We start from the raw sequence: 17,511 nt of genomic DNA, 5'->3' as shown, positions 1-17,511 counted from the left end.
CGGTGCGTCTCCTCGGGGGGCGGCGGTTCGTGAACCGGGTCAGGAGCGGATGCGGTGCGCCAGGGAGAACCGGATGCGTCCCGCGAGGTTCCTGAGGTCCACGCCGGACCGGGCCTCCGTCCGGGCGGCATCCACCGCGGTGGCGAACCGCACGCCGAAGAACTCGGCCTCCTCCTCCTGGTGCACGGTGCTGGCGTCGGCCCGCAGGGCGACATGGAGACTGACCTCCAGGGGCCGCTCCGGGGGAGCCCCGGCCACGTCCGCCGCGCAGACCGCCGCCACCACGTCCCGCACCGCGTCCGCCGCGCCACCGTCAGCGGCGCGCGAGGCGGCCGGTCCGTGGGCGGTGAGCGAGCGGCAGTGCCCCTCGAACATGTGCCAGACCTCGTGGCCGACGATCACCAGCTGGTGCTCCAGGTCCGTGTGCGCCTCGTAGGCGATCACGTCGTGGGAGGGGCGCTGGATCCACAGCCCGCTGGCGATGTCCGGCGGGAACGGCACCGCGTGCAGGCGGACCGGACGCCCGCGCACCTGCTCGACGGCCCTGCCGACGGCCGGTAAGAGACCCTCGTCGCCGTCGGGCAGTTCGAGGGCGGCCAGCAGCCGGGCGGTGAGCCGCCGCATGGCCCGGGCCGGCGCACTCACCGCGCCCCTTCCTTCACGTCCAGCTCCAGCAGCGCCTTCAGGGTCGCGTTGAGCACGTTCCAGCGCTCCTCCGGCAGGTCGCGCGCCTGCCGGAGGGCGACGCCGCGGACGTCGTCGTACCGGGACAGTGCCTCGGCCAGGGGGCCGGTCTCGTGCTCCAGCCGGGCGAGGACCGGCTGCAGGGCGGCGTTGAGCGCCGGTACCGCCTCCGCCGACAGGAACCCGTTGGCCTGGCCGAAGAAGAACTTCTCGATGCCGGCCTGGGTGGCCGCGAGCGGACCGCACTTGCTCCGGCCGTTGACGATCGCGGAGAGCGCCGCGCCGGACGCGCCGAACGACGCGCCGATCTCGCTGCAGGAGTACCGGGAGCCGTCCGGCCGGCGGCGCGTCCGCCGCAGATGCAGGATGCGGGTCCGGATCCGGTCGCCGAACCCCTCCTCCGGGACGTCCTGTCCGCCGACCAGCGCGGCGACGACCGGCGCCGGGACCCCCGTCTCCCACGACAGCCGGTCCGCGTCGAGCACCTCCGCACGCGTCCGGCCGGACTTCACGAGGAGGGCGTCGACCCGGCGCAGGGTCTCGGTGAGGGCTGCGTGCGGGGGTCTCACCCAGGGATCTCCCTCGTCTCGGCGGGCGCTGCGTTCAGGACGATAACCGGCCCGGAAGCCCCCGAACCAGAGCACCACAAGACAAGTTGAGCCCGAGGACAAGCCGGTTTGCCCGGCGGTACAACCCCCCGGCCGGTCCGAGAGTCTCATCCGGTGTGCGGGATCAATCGGATGTTCTCGCGCATTACCGCCCCAACCGACGGGGGATCACTCATGAGCACCACCCGCAACCTGACCCGCCGTGGCACGGCCGCCGCCCTGACCGCGCTGCTGGCGACCGGTCTCACCGCCGCCGGCGCCTCGGCCGCCCCGTCCGGCGCCCGGGCCGTTCCGCCGCAGACGCGGCAGATCGCGTCCTCCGTGCTCGGCAGGGACTACAGAATCACCCTCACCGCGATCCGCTCCACCGACGACGAGTACGCCGCCACCGTGCGGCTGCGGGTGGACACGCTGAGCGGCGGCGCCTGGAAGGAGTCCGACCGGGCGACCGTGGGCGCGGTGGACGGCTGGTTCTGGTACCCGCTCACCGGCAAGGGCGCCGTCTGCCGGTTCTCCACCTCCGGCAGCGAACCGGCGCCCGTCGAGGTGAGCCTGCTGATCACGCCGTCCATCGGCTGCTCCGAGCCGCAGCGCTTCGTCGTCGAGGACGGCCGGATCCACGCCGGCTGATCCGGCCTCCCGATGCGGGACGGGCTCTTGGAGCGGTACGGCGTGCGTTCGCGCCGCCCGCCCCCGCCGTTTCCCGCCGTGCCGACGACGGTCGCCGTCGGCACGGCGGGGCTCGTCCCCGGGCCGGACCGTCGCTCGTCGGCGAGGCCCGCTACCGGGATTGAAGTCCGCGCACATCGCCTGCGCGATCTCCTTCATGCGCGTGAGATGAGCATCCGTGAACGCCTGGTGCCGGAACTTGGTCACGAAGGAGAAGTGAACGTGCATCACGAAAAGACAGTGCCGTCCAGTCCTGATGTTCTGCATGTCAGCCATCACCCGAATTCGTAGGGTAGTCCGTATGCAGCTTCGGTACGGCTTCCGCCTGTACCCGGCACCTGGCCAACGCGCGGCGCTGGCGAGGGCGTTCGGGTGCGCGCGGGTGGTGTTCAACGACGCGGTGCGTGCCCGTGAGGACGCTCGCGCGGCGGGCAGGCCGTTCCCGACGGCGGCCGAGCTGTCCCGCACCCTGATCACCCAGGCCAAGCGGACCGCCGAGCGGGCTTGGCTGGGCGAGGTCTCCGCGGTGGTGCTGCAGCAGGCGCTGCGCGACGGCGAGGCGGCCTACCGCAACTTCTTCGCCTCCCTCAAAGGCGAGCGCAAGGGCCCCAAGCTGGGCGCGCCGAAGTTGAAGTCGCGCAAGGATTCACGGCAGTCGATCCGGTTCACCGCGAATGCCCGGTGGTCCATCACGCCCGGCGGACGGCTGAATCTGCCGAAGATCGGTGAGGTACGGGTGAAGTGGTCCCGCGCCCTGCCGTGCGTGCCGTCTTCGGTGACCGTCATCAAGGACGCCGCGGGCCGGTACTTCGCGTCCTTCGTCATCGACACCGACCCGGAGGCGGACGCGCAGCGCATGCCCGACGCCGAGGCCAGCATCGGGGTCGATCTCGGACTGACGCACTTCGCGGTGCTGTCCGACGGCAGGAAGATCGGCTCCCCGCGGTTCCTGCGCCGCGCGGAGAAGAAACTCAAGAAAGCCCAGCGGGAGCTGTCCCGCAAGCAGAAGGGATCAAGGAACCGCGAGAAGGCCCGCCGGAAAGCCGCCCGCGCCCACGCGAAGGTGGCTGACGCGCGCCGCGAGTTCCACCACCAGCTCTCCACCATGCTGATCCGCGAGAACCAAGCGGTCGCCGTGGAAGACCTGGCGGTGGGCGGACTCGCGCGCACCCGGCTGGCCAAGAGCGTGCATGACGCGGGCTGGTCGACGTTCGTGCACATGCTGGAGTACAAGGCGCAGCGGTACGGGCGCACCTTCGTCAAGATCGGCCGGTTCGAACCCACCAGCCAGGTGTGCTCCACCTGCGGCCACCGCGACGGCCCGAAACCCCTGCACGTGCGGGAATGGACCTGCACGGCCTGCGGCACCGTCCACGACCGCGACCACAACGCCGCGAAGAACGTGAAACAGGCCGCCGGACTGGCGGTGACAGCCTGCGGAGCGCCGGTAAGACCAGAACCCCATCTGGCACAGCGCGACGAAGCAGGAAGCCACGGAAGCCCGCCCGATGCCCGTGCCGCCTAGCGGCACAGCACCAGGCGAGCAGGCCAAAATCTCCCTCCTTCAGGAGGGAGAGCAAGTCAAGGCAGCTTCGCGAACGGCGACAGGAAGGCCCGCGCCCCGGGAGTGTCCAGCCGGTACGAGACGTTGGTGGCGTAGCAGGGGCCGTCACCGGTGATGGTCGTGGCCGCGAGGATGTTCCTGCCGCCGATGACCGCGAAGTTGGGGCCGCCGGAATCGCCGTAGCAGGCACCGCCGTTGCCCTGGGGTGCGGTCATGGCGAGGCGCACCCAGGCGTCGTTGAGCGCGTCGAAGGTCACGGGCGCCTTCATCCGCACGCCGCCGCCCGGATGGGTCTGGCCGCCCGGCCCGTTGACGGCCTCCTGGGTGCCGTACCCGGCCACGAACCAGTCGGTGGCGTTCAGTTGCCGGGGTCCGAGAGTGCCGAGCTGGTTCGCGGTCGGCAGGGTGGCCGGGGTGAAGGACCAGCGGGCCTTCATCTTCGCGGCGGGCAGTTCGATGACGGAGATGTCGTGCGGGTCCGAGGCGGGGCCCGGGTAGTCGGGGTGGCTGTGGGCCGTGCCCTGGACGGCGACGGCGTCCGCCTGGGCGGCCGGGTCCCCCGGGAACCGCTTCGCTGCGGCGTCCAGGCCGGCCTGCACGTCCTGGTCGAGGGACACGTAGAACTTGACGTTGTCCGGCCAGTCGGTGGTGCAGTGGGCCGCGGTGAGGAACGTGTCCGCGTCGATCATCGTGCCGGAGCAGACCCAGTCGACGCGGTCCGGGGTCGCCGGGTCGTCGTCGTTGTCCCAGGTGGCCACGAGTGCCCCGACCTCGGTGCGTTCGGGCGCGGGCGTCGCGTTGTAGCTGTTGATCGCGGACGAGGGCAGAGCGGTGGCGAGCACGGTGGCGCAGGCCGCTGCGGTGACGGCGGTGGCGCGTACGGCGGTCAAGAAGAACCCCTTCGATGGGTGTGGGACGGGTGTTCTCCTGCGGGGGTGAGGGGTATTGAAGCGCCTGGGGTCGTCAAGTACAAGAGCGCTATCAGGCTTCTCCTCCGGTTCCGGTCGGCCACCGGGTATGCGTTCCGCGCATGGTTCATGGGATGTGGGTGGTAGGTTCGGCGTCATGCGGATGACTCTGGCGGACCGGGTCCGGTCGGCGGTGGCGGCTCTGCTGCACGCCACCGGCGAGTCGCAGACCGGCCTCGCGGCCGCGCTGGGGGTGAGTCAGGCCCAGGTGAGCCGCCGTCAGTCGGGCACCGCGGCCTGGAGTCTGGACGACTGCGAGGCGGTCGCCGCGCACTTCGGCATCGACGTACTGGACCTGCTGGCCGGACCCACCCGGGCGTCGGAGTCCCTGCCGGACGCCCGCCGCCGTCCGGCCGGGCGGCGGGCCCTGCCCGCCGCTGCTCCGGGGACGCGGGAGGGGCTGCCGCGATGACGGACTTCGAGGCGATCGACGCGCTGCTCGCCGCGGCCGGGCCGGAGGTCCCCCTGCCGCCGGCGGCCGAGCGCCGCGCGCTGCGGGAGGGACTGAACCTCCCGCGCGCCCAGCTCGCCCAGGCCCTCGGGGTGAGTCCGTCCACGGTCGGCGGCTGGGAGTCGGGGCGGGACCCCTCGGGGGAGGTCCGCGAGAAGTACGCCTACTTCCTCGAAGGAGCCCGCACCAAGCTGGAGGTCCCGCAGGACGGGGCCGCCGGGGCGGTCGAGGACCGAGCCGCCGATGTGGGAACCGCGCCGGCCACCGCCACGGCCTCCGGGGTGGGCACCGACACCGGGACCGGAATCGACGCCTGGGCCGAGGCCGAAGCCGGGGCCCCCTCGGCCGAGGCCCAGGAGGGTGGCGCGGACGACGTGGAAGCCCTCGCGGCGCCCGAGCCCTGCGTGCTGTGCGGCGCCCCGGCCCGCCATCAGGTCGCGGGCTTCCCGCAGCACCTGGACCCCGCCGAGTGCGGCACACCGGCGCCCGCGCCGCGGCCTTCGCAGCCCGCAACCCGCGGGACGGAGCGGGTCGTCCCGGAGCGGCGGCCCGTGCCTCCCGCGCCGGAGCGGGCCGCACCGGAGCCGCTGCCCGCGTCTCCCGCCCGGCCGGGCCACCACAGGCGTGGTCCCGGCCCGCACGAGCCCGTACCGGTCGTCCCCGCGGGGCGCCGCCTGCGGGCGGCCTCCGACACCCCCGACCTGATCGGCCGCGCCGTCGCGGCCGCGCTGGCCGAGCACGGGGGCGACCTGGCGGAGGCCGGCGCGGCGCTGGTCAAGCGGGCCATTCCGGATGCCATGGCCCTGCTGGACGAGACACGCAAGGGCGGGCGCTACGACGTGGTCGCGCACCCCTGGATCCCGGACGTCCTGCGCAAGCAGAGCGCCCGTGGCGCCGACCGGATCTGGGAGGCCCGTCCGAAGTGGGCACGTCGCGAACTCCCGCCCGGCGCACACGAGGTGACGGCGCTGGACGTCAACGGCGCCTATCTCTCCGCGCTCAAGACCCACCTCCCCATCGGTCAGCTGGAGCACTCCACGGGCTTCGGCCACGACCGCCGCCGGGCGGGCGTCCACCTGATCACCCCGCCGGACTGGGAGCACGACGCCCACCTCCCGAACCCGATCGGCAACCGGGACGAGCCGGGCCCGCTCTGGGTCACGGAACCGACGCTGCGGCTGCTGCTGCGCCTGTCCGGGCCGAAGTACGGTCTGTGCGAACCGCCGCGGATCCACGAGTCGTTCACCTCGGGCGCGACGGAGAACCTCCTGGAGAAGTTCCGGGTCGCGCTCAAGGACGCCCGCGACCGGGCGATCGCCGAGGACGACGAGGTGACGCTGGAGTACGTGAAGGCGATGTACTCCAAGTTCGTCTCCACGATGGGGGAGTCGAACTACAACCGGGAGCTGTACCGCCCCGACTGGATGCACCTCATCCGCTCCCAGGCCTTCGCCAACCTCTGGATGAAGGCGTACAAGGCGCACGAGGAGGGGCTCACGCCCGTCCGCGTGATGGGCACCGACGAGCTGCACGTGATCGGGGACTGGCGGAGCGTCTTCCCGGAGGGCCGGGGAGTGGCCGAGGTGAAGATCAAGGACACGTACACCGTCGGCGGGGACCCCGGTCCGACCCGGTGACCCGGTAGATTGCGCGCGGAGGAAGGAGGCCTCAGGTGCCTGAGCACAACATCGAGTTCGGGCGGTACGGCGCCCGGGGCGTCAAGGGCCACGAGGCCGTGGCGCGCCGGCTCGACGCCCTCGCGGGTTACGTCGCCACGCCGATCACGGTGCGCCGCGGGCTGCTCGCCCGGCTGCACTACCTCACCCGCACCGGGCACTCCCGCCGGGCGGCGCGCGAGGCGGGCCTGACGGTCACCGACCGTACGCTCAAGGCGTGGCTCGAGGGCAGGCGCCTCCCGTCCGCGGCGAACCTGCACCGGATCGAGACGGCGTACCGGACCGTGCGCCGGCACAACGTCGCCCGCTATCTGCTGGCCCGCCTCAACCGCGAGGGCCGCGGCACACGGGTGGAGTTCCATCCCCTCAACCAGTCGCAGGTCCCGCGCCCGCGTCAGCGGGTTCTGGAGTACCGCACGCTCAACGTCCGCCACTGGGACCGCATCGTCCGGGCATGGGCCGAGGACGACGAGGCCGCGCTGGCGGACGCCTGGGTCACCGACGCCGTCGTGGACCTCGGCTCCGAGTGGGGCCAGTACGAGTACGTCACGAGCATCGGCTTCGCCGCCTGAGCCGATCCCCTTCCCTTTCCCCTTCCTATTCCTACGCGCCTGCGCCCGCTCCCTTTCCCGCACGTCGGAGTCCGCTCCCCTTCCTATTCCTATTCCTACGGCGCCCCGGAACCGAGCGGCCGCCGGTGGACACCGTCGGTGACCCGTGACCCGTGACCCGTGACCCGTGACCCGTGACCGGTGGCCGGTGAGGGGAGCGGATGGCGGGCCCGTGGGCCGACAAGCCCCTCCGTGACCCGCTTGGCCCGCGCCCCGGAAGGGCACCCGGGAAACCTGCGAAGCAGCTCCCTCTTCCACGAAGGGCACACCATGAGCACCCCCTCCCCCTCCCGCCCCGCCGAGGCCTCCGGCACCTTCTCCCTCGGCGGCGACCTGCCGGTCCGCCGCCTCGGCTACGGCGCCATGCAACTGACCGGTCCCGGCATCTGGGGCGAGCCCAAGGACCCGGACGAGGCCGTGCGGGTGCTGCGGCGCGCCGTGGAGCTGGGGGTGAACCTCATCGACACCGCCGACTCCTACGGCCCCTTCGTCAGCGAACAGCTGATCCACAAGGCGCTGCACCCCTACCCCGACGATCTCGTCATCGCCACCAAGGGCGGTCTGACGCGCTCCGGCCCGGACGACTGGCGCCCGGTCGGCCGGCCGGAGTACCTGCGCCAGCAGACCGAGCTGAGCCTGCGCCACCTGGGCCTGGAGCGCATCGACCTCTACCAGCTCCACCGCATCGACCCCAAGGTGCCGCTGGCCGACCAGCTCGGCGAACTGGTGCTCCTGCAGCAGGAGGGGAAGATCCGGCACATCGGCCTGTCCGAGGTGACCGTCGAGCAGATCGGGCAGGCGCGCGAGATCGCGGACATCGTGTCCGTGCAGAACCTGTACAACCTCGCCAACCGGGACGCCGAGGACGTCCTCGACCACGCCGAGCGCGAGAACCTGGCGTTCATCCCGTGGTTCCCCATCGCCACCGGAGAGCTCGCCCGCCCCGGCGGGCCGCTGGACAGCGCGGCCAAGCAGCACGGCAAGAGCCCCTCGCAGCTCGCCCTGGCCTGGCTGCTGCGCCGCTCCCCGGTCATGCTCCCGATCCCGGGCACCTCCCGGGTGGCGCACCTGGAGGAGAACGTCGCGGCGGCCGAGATCACCCTGACCGACGAGGAGTACACCGCGCTCGCCGAGAGCGTCGGCGCCTGACCTCGCCGCCCGCCCGGCGGGGTCCCGCGGGCTCCGCGTCGCAGCGACCGTGGACGGGCCCGCCCCGGCGTCCGCGACGTGTCGTCGATCACCGCCGCGCGGTGCCCCAGGCCCCCTGACGGGCGCCTCCCCGAGGGCCTCCGGCGGCTTTGCCGGGCGGCGCCCCTCGGGGGCATGGGGGTGACGGCTTGGGTGGGGTGGTGTTAGAAAGGCGAGATGGCAGAGCGGTTTGCCCGGCTTCGACGTATATCGCTGCGCTCGATGGTGGGGAAGAGTCCGCGGAGCGTTGCCGGGCAGGTGTTTGTCCTGCAGGTGGCGTTGGTCGTGCTGCTCGTGGCCTTCGCCGTCTTCGCTCTCGTTCTGCAGTCCCAGCGGGACACCGATGCCGAGGCCAAGCGCCGCTCCATCGCCGTCGCCCAGACCTTCGCGCACTCCCCGGGTGTGAACGCCGCGCTGCGCACTCCGCATCCCACGAAAGTGCTGCAACCGCTGACCGAGGCCGGGCGCAGGGCGGCGGGGGTGGACTTCATCGTCGTCATGGACACCCACGGCATCCGCTACACCCACCCGCTGCCCGACCGGATCGGCAAGCGGTTCGTGGGCACGATCGGGCCGTCCCTCGCGGGGCGGGTCTACACGGAGAGCGTGCACGGTCCGCTCGGACACGAAGTGCAGGCCACCGTGCCCATCCGCGACGGCTCCGGCAAGGTGGTGGCCCTCGTCTCGGCCGGCCTGAAGGTCAAGAACGTGACCAACCAGGTGGACCGGCAGATCCCGATCATCCTCGCCGCCGGCGCCGCCGCGCTCGGGGTGGCGACCGGCGTGACGGCCCTGGTCGGCAGGCGGCTGCGCCGGCAGACCCACAGTCTCGCCCCGCACGAGATGTCCCGTATGTACGAGCATCACGACGCGGTCCTGCACTCGGTCCGCGAGGGGGTGCTCATCATCGGCTGCGACGGACGGCTGCTGCTGGCGAACGACGAGGCCAAACGACTCCTCCAGCTCCCCGAGGACGCCGAGGGCAGGAAGGTCGGGGACCTCACGGTCCTGGAACCGGAGACGGCCGCCCTGCTCACCTCCGGGCGCGAGGCCACCGACGAGGTGCACGTCGCCGGCCCCCGGCTGCTGGCCGTCAACCAGCGGCCCACCGGCCGCGACGGAGGTGGCCCCCGCGGATGGGTCGTCACCCTGCGCGACTCCACCGAACTGGAAGTGGTGTCCGGCCGCGCCGAGGTGGCCCGCGAACGCCTCAAACTGCTCTACGACGCCGGACTGGGCATAGGCACCACCCTCGACGTGGCGAGAACCGCCGACGAGCTGGCGCTGGTCGCCGTGCCCCGGTTCGCCGACTTCGTCACCGTGGACCTGGCCGACGCCGTGCTGCACGGCGAGGAGCCGACCGCCACCGGGAACCCCACCGGGATGCGGCGCATCACGGTGTACGGGATACGGGACGACCACCCGCTCTACGAGAAGGGCCGGCTGATCGACTTCCTGCCGTCCACCCCCCAGGCCCGCGGCTACCGCGCGGGCCGCGCGGTGCTGGTCGGCGACCTGTCGGGCGCCATGGGCTGGCACGCCCAGGACCCCAAGCGCACCGCGGAGATCGTCAATTACGGGATCCACTCCCTGATCGTTGCGCCGATACAGGCCCGCGGTGTCGTCCTGGGCATGGCCAACTTCTACCGCTCCAAGGAGCACGGCCCCTTCGAGGCGGAGGAGCTGTCACTGGCGGAGGAGCTGGTCGCCCGCGCCGCGGTCAGCATCGACAACGCCCGCCGGTACACCCGCGAGCACGCCCTGGCGGTCACCCTCCAGCGCAGCCTGCTGCCGCGCGCCCTGCCGGAGCAGACCGCCCTGGAGGTCGGCTACCGCTACCTGCCCGCCCAGTCGGGCGTGAGCGGGGACTGGTTCGACGTGATCCCCCTGCCAGGCAGCCGGGTGGCGCTCGTCGTGGGCGACGTGGTCGGCCACGGCCTGCACGCCGCCGCCACCATGGGCCGGCTGCGGACCGCGGTGCACAACTTCTCCACCCTCGACCTGCCGCCCGACGAACTGCTTCAGCACCTGGACGACCTGGTCGGGCGCATCGACCAGGACGAGGACAGCAGCCAGATCGCCGCGGCCGTCGTGGGCGCCACCTGCCTGTACGCCGTCTACGACCCCGTGACCCGGCGCTGCGCCATGGCGCGCGCGGGACATCTGGCGCCCGCGCTGGTCGGCCCGGACGGAGAGGTCACCTTCCCCGAACTGCCGGCCGGCCCGCCGCTCGGGCTCGGCGGCATGCCGTTCCAGACCGCCGAACTGGACCTCGCCGAGGGAACCCAGCTCGTCCTCTACACCGACGGCCTCATCGAGGACCGCAGGCGCGACCTGGACGTAGGCATGGAGATGCTGCGGCGGGCCCTGGCCGGCCACCCGGACCGGCCGCCGGAGGAGAGCTGCCGGGCCGTGCTGGAGGAGCTGCTGCCAGAGCGGCCCCAGGACGACGTGGCGCTGCTGATCGCCCGCACCCGCGGGCTGCCGACCGACCGGATCGCCGACTGGGACGTGGCGCCGGAGGCGGCCGCCGTCGCCGGGATGCGCGCCGAGGCGAGCGCCAAGCTCGACGAGTGGGGTCTGACCGCGCTCGGCTTCACCATGGAACTGGTGCTGAGCGAGCTGGTGACCAACGCCATCCGGTACGGGGGCGAGCCGATCCATGTGCGTCTGATCTACGACCGTTCCCTGATCTGCGAGGTGTCCGACGGCAGCAGCACCTCGCCGCACCTGCGCTACGCCGCCACGACCGACGAGGGCGGCCGGGGCCTGTTCCTGGTCTCGCAGATGACCGAGCGCTGGGGCACCCGGTACACGCCGCAGGGCAAGGTGATCTGGGCGGAGCAGGCCCTGCCAACGGGCGACGAGGACCTGAGCCTGCTCGCCTCCGTCCTCGCCGACCCGGACGCCCCCGACGTGGACTCCCTGACCGCCTGACGCCCCGACGGCCGCCGAGAGAGTCCGCGGAATCCCCGACGGCCGCCGAGAGAGTCCGCGGAATCCGCGACGGCCGCGGGATTCAGAGGAAGCGGCGGATCGGCAGCACCGCGGCCTCCCGCACCCGCTGGCCCAGCGGACGGCGCCGCCAGCGCGTGGGATCGACCGCCTCGCTCCGTTCGAGGTCGTGGTCGAAGTCCCGGTCGAGGGCCGCGGTGAAGTCCTCGTCCAGGACGGCGAGCATGACCTCCTCGTCGTGCTCCATGGACCGCCGGTTGAAGTTGGTGGAGCCGATCAGGGACGCCACCCCGTCCACGGTCATGATCTTCGTGTGCAGCATGGTGGGCTGGTACTGGCGGATGGCGACGCCCGCGTCGAGCAGGGTCTGGTAGTGGTGCTGGCCCGCCAGCTGGCACGCCCGCTGATCGGTGTACGGGCCGGGCAGCAGGATCTCCACCGTCACCCCGCGCCGGGCCGTGGCCGCCAGCAGGTCCACGAAGTAGACGTCCGGGGCGAAGTAGGCCGTGGACAGGCGGAACCGCTCCTCGGCGGAGGTCAGCATCACGCGGATCAGCGTCTGCATGTCCTGCCAGCCGAAGCTGGCCGATCCACGGACCACCTGGACGGTGGCGCGCCCCGGCTGCTCGTGATCGGTGAACCGGTCGTGCTCGTCGTAGAGCGTGTCGTGGCACTCGGCCCAGTTCTGCGCGAAGGCGGCGGCGATGCCGTCGACGGCCGGGCCGCGGACCTGGACGTGGGTGTCGCGCCACTCGCCGGGACCGCGGGCGTCCCCGGACCACTCCTCGGCGATCCCCACACCGCCGGTGAAGGCCACGGACTCGTCGACGATCAGGGCCTTGCGGTGGCAGCGGTGGTTCTGCTTCAGCGGGGACAGCCGCGCCGGCTTGCGGAACCAGGCCACCTGCACGCCGGCGGCGTCCATGTCGTCCAGCAAGTCCTGCTCGATCTCCTTCGCGCCGAACCCGTCGAGCAGCAGGCGGACCCGCAGCCCGGCCCGCGCCCGCTCGGCGAGGGCCGCCGCGAACTCCCGGGCGATCTCGCCGCGCCAGTAGACGAAGGTCATCATGTCCACGGTGTGCCGGGCCGAGCGGATCGCCTCGAGCATCGCCGGGAAGATGGCGACGCCGTTGCGCAGCGGCACGAGCTCGTTGCCCTCGGTGGCGGCTATGCCGAGGAGCCGTTCCAGCCGTCTTCGCAGGCGCTGCTTGCGGGCGTCGGCATCGGCCCCCGTCTCCCCGCCGGGCATGGGTTCGACGCGCGCGACGAGCCCGGTGTGTCCGCCGGCCTCCCCGGCACTCGTGAGATCCGAGGGGCGTGGGGTCTCCACGGTCCTCGGATCGTCCGCGGTCTTCGTGTCCTCGGCCGCCGGTCGCATGTTCCGCCTCCCGCTGTACGTGCCTGTGGCGCTGGCTCGCGTACGTATACCAGGCAGACCCCTGCCGCAATCCTCACGAATCCGGCTTCCGCGCCCGGTACGCGGCCACCGCCACGGACGACGCACGCGCGACGGCGGTACGAGGCCCCGGAAAGGGCCCGTGCCGCCGCCGCTGGATGCTGCGCGATGCCGCCGGGATCAGACGGCGGGCTCGACCGCCTGCGCCCGCGCGCTCTCCGCCCGCGTGTGCTCCGCCTCGCGCGGCAGGGTCAGCACGGCCAGGAATCCGAGGACCGCGACCGTGGCGAAGAAGTAGAAGCCCCAGGGGTGGCCGATCCCCGCGGCGACCAGGGCGCCGGTGATCGTCGGGCCGACGATCGAGCCGATGCGGCCGATGCCCGACGCCGACCCGAGGGCGGTGCTTCGCACGGAGGCCGGGTAGTAGTGGGTGACGTAGGCGTACACGAGCACCTGGGCCGAGAAGACGAACACGCCGGTGAGGAAGACGACCACGTCCAGCAGGAGGTCGCTGCCCATCTTGACGCTCAGGGCGGCCAGCATCGCCACGGCGACCGCGAACCAGCAGAGCGTGGTGCCCTTGATGCCGCGCCGGTCGGCGACGAACCCGCCGAGGATCAGGCCGACGACGCCGCCGAAGTTGAGCACGAGGAGCTGGGTGACCGCGGTCGGGACGGGGTAGCCGGCGTCGTTCATCAGCTTGGGCAGCCAGGTGTTCAGGCCGTACACCAGCAGCAGCCCCATGAAGGAGGCGACCCAGATCCCGATGCCCGCGCGCAGGTAGGCGGGCTTGAGCAGCTCGGTGAACGGGACGCGCGGCGAGTCGGCCGCGCCCTTGGCGCTGACGAACGCCTCGGACTCGGGCAGGCGGAACCACTGGACGGCGGCGACGACCAGGCCGACGACGCCCAGGACGTAGAAGAGGACCTGCCAGTCGTCGGTCACCTGCAGCGCCAGGAGCGAGGTGATGACGGCGCCGGTGTGGTAGCCGGTCATCGTCAGCGTGCTCGCCCGTGCCCGTCTGGCGGCCGGCATGTGCTCGGCCATCATCGTGAGCGACACCGGCATGCACGCGCCGAGGCCCACGCCGGCGATGAGGCGGAGCACCGCGAACATCGTGACGGAGCCGGCCAGCGGCACCAGGAGGGTGAAGACCGAGAACAGCACCACCGACCCGATGAGCAGGATCCGCCGGCCGAGCCGGTCGGCCAGCGGCCCGACGCAGACCGCGCCGATGGCCACGCCGACGAGCGAGAGCGTCGCGACGGTGGTGGCGTCGGCGGCGGTCATGCCGAGATGGTGGGTCTTGAGCAGGGTCGGGATGATGGCGCCGAGGACGACGAGGTCGTAGCCCTCCAGCAGGACGGTGATCCAGCACAGGACCACCGTCCAGGCGTTGCGGCCGGTCTGCGCAGGTGTGGTGGACGGGACAGCGGGTGCCATGAGCTTCCCCCCAGGGACGGGAGAGCGGGGGTGACATCACCCCCGGGGACGGGTGCGACGGGGTGCGGATGAACCGGCGTGGGGTCCACCCCGGAACGGACGGGGGCGCGGGCCGGCCGCGACAGCGGGGGCGGCGCGCCGGAGCGTGGGCGCGGCGGACGCGCCGGCCGAGGGGTCAGAAGGGGTAGTCGGCGATCTCCGGACGGACCGTGACCCACTGGGTCTCGGTGAAGGCCTCGGCGTTGGCGGCGGCGCCGCCGAAACGGGATCCGGTGCCGGAGGCCTTGACGCCGCCGAAGGGCGCGTTCGGCTCGTCGGCGACGGTCTGCTCGTTGATGTGGACCTTGCCGGAGTCGATCCGGTCGGCGAGCTTCATCGCCGTCCCGACGTCCCCGAGGATGCCCACGGACAGGCCGTACTCGCAGTCGTTGACGATCCGCGCGGCCTCCTCCAGCGTGGAGAAGGCGATGACGGGCGCCACCGGGCCGAAGATCTCCTCGCGCCAGGCCGGCATGTCCGTCGTCAGCCCGACCAGCACGGTGGCGCGGTAGCCGGCGCCGACGGGCTCTCCGCCCGCGGCGACCCTCGCGCCCGCCGCGACGCTCTCCGTGACGATGCCGTGCACCCGCTCCAGCTGACGCCGGTCGATGAGCGGGCCCAGCGCCACGTCCTCGCGGGCGGGGTCGCCCACCGGCAGCGCCTCGGCCTTCGCCGCGAGCGCGGCCGTGTACTCCTCGAGCAGCGACTCGTGGACGATGTGCCGCCCGGTCGTCATGCAGATCTGGCCCTGGTGCAGATACGACCCGAAGGCGCCGGCCGAGGCCGCCTTGGCCAAGTCGGCACCCGGCAGCACCACCAGGGCGTTGTTGCCGCCCAGTTCGAGGTGCGCCCGCTTGAGCAGGCGTCCCGCCTGCTCGCCGATCGCCCGCCCGACCGGGGTGGAGCCGGTGAAGGAGACGACCCGGACCTCGGGGGCCTCGATCACCTCCCGGCCGACCGAGCCGTCGCCCGGCAGCACGTGGAGGACACCGGCCGGCAGTCCGGCCTCCTCGAGGATGCGCGCGATGACGACACCGCCGCTCACGGCGGTGCGCGGGTCCGGCTTGAGCAGCACCGCGTTGCCGAGGGCGAGCGCGGGCGCCACCGAGCGCAGGCCGAGGATCAGCGGGAAGTTGAAGGGCGCGATCACGCTCACGACCCCGGCGGGGCGGCGGCGGGCGAACGACCAGCGGGCCTCCTCCGAGGCCAGCACCTCGCCCTGGGGGTGGGTGGGCAGCGCCGCGCACTCGAAGCACTCGCCCACGGCGAGCTGCACCTCGAAGCCCGCCTTGGCCCGCACCGAGCCGGCCTCGCGGACCAGCCAGTCGGCTATCTCGTCGCCGTGCTCGGTGAGGAGCTCGCCCGCGCGCCGCAGCACGGCGGCCCGCCGCTGCGGGGCGGTGGCGGCCCACGCGCGCTGGGCCTCGGCGGCGCGGGCGGCGGCGCGACGCACGTCCTCGGCCGAGGCCAGGCCCACGGTGGCGAGCCGGCCACCGGTCGCGGGCTCGACCACGGGGTGCTCGAGGGCGGAGTCCGTCCAGCCGTCGCTGTAGAACCTCTTGCCCCAGACCTCGTTGTCCAGGAGTGTCATCGGATCGCCTTTCTGCGGTTGCGGGAGCGGGAGCGCCGGGATTTCAGGAGGGTGTCGTGAGAGCCGTGTCCACCTGGATCAGCCGCGGGTGGCCGGGGCTTTCGGAGAGGACGGCCCGCAGCTCCTCGGCACCGGTGACGTGCCGGGCCCGGACGCCGTAGCCCTCCGCGATGCGGGTGAAGTCCAGGCCGGGGATGTCCAGGCCGGGCGCGTCCGGCACGCCGAGCAGGCCGCCGAACCAGCGCAGCGCCCCGTACGTCCCGTTGCGCAGCAGTACGACGGTGAGCGGGACGCGCTGCTGGGCGGCCGTCCACAGGGCGGTGATGCCGTAGTTGGCCGAGCCGTCCCCGATCACGCCGACGACCGGCCGGCCGGGCTGCGCCATCGCGACCCCGACCGCGCCGGGCAGGCCGAAGCCGAGCCCGCCCGCCGCCGGGAAGTAGTAGGAGCCGGGCCGGCGCAGGTCCATCTGGCGCCACCACGACGCGTTGGTCGAGGTCGACTCGACCACGTACGCGGTGTCCCCGGGCAGCTCGTCGCGCAGCGCGGCGAAGACCTGCTCGGGGTGCAGGCGCGACCCGTCCGCGGCGGGCGGCTCGGGCACGGGCCGGTACGGGCCCCGGGGCGCCTCGGGTGCGTCGAGCACCTTCACCAGCAGTTCGACGACCGCTCCGGGATCGGCGACCAGCGCCTCACCCATGGGCGCCCGCGCGGCGGCGGAGGCGTCCTCGGTCACCTGGATCAGCCGGGTGCCCTCCGGCAGGTACCGGCCGGGGAGGTGCTCGTGGTAGCGGAACACCGGTGCGCCGAGGACCAGGACGAGGTCGTGGTCCTCGAAGGCGGCGCTGACGGGCGCGATCCCGGCGGGCAGCACCCCGCGGAACTGCGGGTGGCGGTTGGGGAAGGGCAGCCGGAACAGCGACGGCGCCGCCCACACCGGAGCGCCCAGCCGCTCCGCCAGCCGTACGGCCTCGTCGAAGTGGCCGTCGGAGTCGATGTCGCCGCCCAGCACGAGCGCGGGCCGCCGGGCCGAGGTGACCTGCTCGACCAGCCACCGGGCCTGCTCCCCGCCGGGCGCACCGGCGCGCCGCACCCGCCGGTCCAGCACCGCGAGGCTGTTCTCCCCGGCCTCGGCGTCCCAGTCGTCGTAGGGGACGGACAGATACGTGGGCCGCCGCTGCAGCCGCGCCTCGAAGACGGCCTGTGCCAGGGCGCGGGGCACGTCCTCGGCGCAGGCCGGTTCCGCGGCCCAGCCGACCAGGGGCTTCATCAGCGCGGGCGCGTCGACGCTGGCGAGGTTCGCCTCCGGGCCCACGGCGGAGCGCACCTGCTGGCCCGCCACCACCACGAGCGGGGTGCGGGAGGCCACGGCGTTCGTCAGCGCGCCCATCGCGTTCCCGGAGCCGGAGGCGGCGTGCAGGTTGACCAGGACGGGCCGGCCGGTCGCCTGGGCGTACCCGTCCGCCATGCCGAGCACCGCGCCCTCGTGCAGCCCGAGGACGTAGCGGAAGCCGTCGGGCAGGCCGGCGAGGAAGGGCAGCTCGTTGGAGCCGGGGTTCCCGAAGACGGTGGTGAGCCCCTGGCGCTCCAGGAATTCATGGGAGACACGACGCACGGATGGCACGGCGTTCCTTTCCGGTTGTGACGCCCGACACGCTAGGCAGGCCG

Annotated in this window: 14 protein-coding genes; 7 read left to right on the top strand and 7 right to left on the bottom strand. The window is 73.0% G+C overall.

All coding sequences use genetic code 11. From position 1 onward, the window contains the following. Window positions 1-39 precede the first annotated feature (39 nt). Together ACIPM1_RS15870 and ACIPM1_RS15865 are read right to left on the bottom strand one after the other, a co-directional pair. Complete coding sequence (locus ACIPM1_RS15870; RefSeq protein ID WP_402434339.1) at window positions 40-645, bottom strand: hypothetical protein; 606 nt, start codon at window positions 643-645, stop codon at window positions 40-42. Beyond that, window positions 642-1,253: an XRE family transcriptional regulator gene (locus ACIPM1_RS15865; protein WP_402434336.1), complete on the bottom strand. Its 612-nt coding sequence runs from the start codon at window positions 1,251-1,253 to the stop codon at window positions 642-644. Before ACIPM1_RS15865 ends, ACIPM1_RS15870 begins: the two co-directional genes overlap by 4 nt. A 213-nt stretch (window positions 1,254-1,466) precedes the next feature. Between ACIPM1_RS15865 and ACIPM1_RS15860 the strand changes: the two genes are divergently transcribed. Together ACIPM1_RS15860 and ACIPM1_RS15855 are read left to right on the top strand one after the other, a co-directional pair. Beyond that, window positions 1,467-1,922, top strand: a complete 456-nt coding sequence (locus ACIPM1_RS15860; RefSeq protein ID WP_402434333.1) for a hypothetical protein — start codon at window positions 1,467-1,469, stop codon at window positions 1,920-1,922. Window positions 1,923-2,262: 340 nt separating this feature from the next. Then, window positions 2,263-3,486 (top strand): RNA-guided endonuclease InsQ/TnpB family protein, encoded by a 1,224-nt coding sequence (locus ACIPM1_RS15855; protein ID WP_402434330.1) that lies wholly within the window; start codon window positions 2,263-2,265, stop codon window positions 3,484-3,486. Between the two features lie 56 nt (window positions 3,487-3,542). Here the strand turns inward: ACIPM1_RS15855 and ACIPM1_RS15850 are convergent, their stop codons facing one another. Then, a complete protein-coding gene (locus ACIPM1_RS15850) occupies window positions 3,543-4,415 on the bottom strand; it encodes a trypsin-like serine protease (RefSeq protein WP_402434327.1) in 873 nt (290 codons plus the stop codon). 175 nt (window positions 4,416-4,590) lie between these two features. Between ACIPM1_RS15850 and ACIPM1_RS15845 the strand changes: the two genes are divergently transcribed. The 5 genes from ACIPM1_RS15845 (at window position 4,591) to ACIPM1_RS15825 (ending at window position 11,356) form a co-directional block, all read left to right on the top strand. Further along, window positions 4,591-4,905: a helix-turn-helix domain-containing protein gene (locus ACIPM1_RS15845; protein WP_402434324.1), complete on the top strand. Its 315-nt coding sequence runs from the start codon at window positions 4,591-4,593 to the stop codon at window positions 4,903-4,905. Further along, a complete protein-coding gene (locus tag ACIPM1_RS15840) occupies window positions 4,902-6,581 on the top strand; it encodes a helix-turn-helix domain-containing protein (RefSeq protein ID WP_402434321.1) in 1,680 nt (559 codons plus the stop codon). The genes ACIPM1_RS15845 and ACIPM1_RS15840 overlap by 4 nt, the downstream gene beginning before the upstream one ends. 35 nt (window positions 6,582-6,616) lie before the next feature. Continuing rightward, a complete protein-coding gene (locus tag ACIPM1_RS15835) occupies window positions 6,617-7,192 on the top strand; it encodes a transcriptional regulator (protein WP_402434318.1) in 576 nt (191 codons plus the stop codon). Between the two features lie 309 nt (window positions 7,193-7,501). Next, on the top strand, window positions 7,502-8,380 hold the full coding sequence (locus tag ACIPM1_RS15830; RefSeq protein ID WP_356189769.1) for an aldo/keto reductase: 879 nt from the start codon (window positions 7,502-7,504) through the stop codon (window positions 8,378-8,380). Window positions 8,381-8,641: 261 nt separating this feature from the next. After that, on the top strand, window positions 8,642-11,356 hold the full coding sequence (locus ACIPM1_RS15825) for a SpoIIE family protein phosphatase (RefSeq protein WP_402434838.1): 2,715 nt from the start codon (window positions 8,642-8,644) through the stop codon (window positions 11,354-11,356). Window positions 11,357-11,438: 82 nt separating this feature from the next. On the opposite strand, the gene ACIPM1_RS15820 is transcribed toward ACIPM1_RS15825, so the two are convergent. The 4 genes from ACIPM1_RS15820 to mdlC form a co-directional block, all read right to left on the bottom strand. Next, window positions 11,439-12,623: a phosphatidylserine/phosphatidylglycerophosphate/cardiolipin synthase family protein gene (locus ACIPM1_RS15820; protein ID WP_402434836.1), complete on the bottom strand. Its 1,185-nt coding sequence runs from the start codon at window positions 12,621-12,623 to the stop codon at window positions 11,439-11,441. A 327-nt stretch (window positions 12,624-12,950) separates the two neighbouring features. Continuing rightward, window positions 12,951-14,213, bottom strand: coding sequence for an MFS transporter (locus ACIPM1_RS15815; protein WP_402434315.1), 1,263 nt, complete (start codon window positions 14,211-14,213; stop codon window positions 12,951-12,953). 175 nt (window positions 14,214-14,388) lie between these two features. Continuing rightward, window positions 14,389-15,843 (bottom strand): benzaldehyde dehydrogenase, encoded by a 1,455-nt coding sequence (locus ACIPM1_RS15810; protein WP_402434313.1) that lies wholly within the window; start codon window positions 15,841-15,843, stop codon window positions 14,389-14,391. A gap of 43 nt (window positions 15,844-15,886) precedes the next feature. Next, window positions 15,887-17,467 carry a benzoylformate decarboxylase gene (gene mdlC, locus ACIPM1_RS15805; RefSeq protein ID WP_402434310.1) on the bottom strand — a complete coding sequence of 527 codons (1,581 nt, stop codon included), beginning with the start codon at window positions 17,465-17,467 and terminating at the stop codon, window positions 15,887-15,889. Window positions 17,468-17,511: the final 44 nt, after the last annotated feature.

It is taken from the genome of Streptomyces sp. NPDC086766 (assembly GCF_044746005.1).
GTDB lineage: Bacteria > Actinomycetota > Actinomycetes > Streptomycetales > Streptomycetaceae > Streptomyces.
The sequence above is the reverse complement of the archived record's forward strand: the minus strand, read 5'-3'. Positions and strand labels throughout refer to the sequence as shown.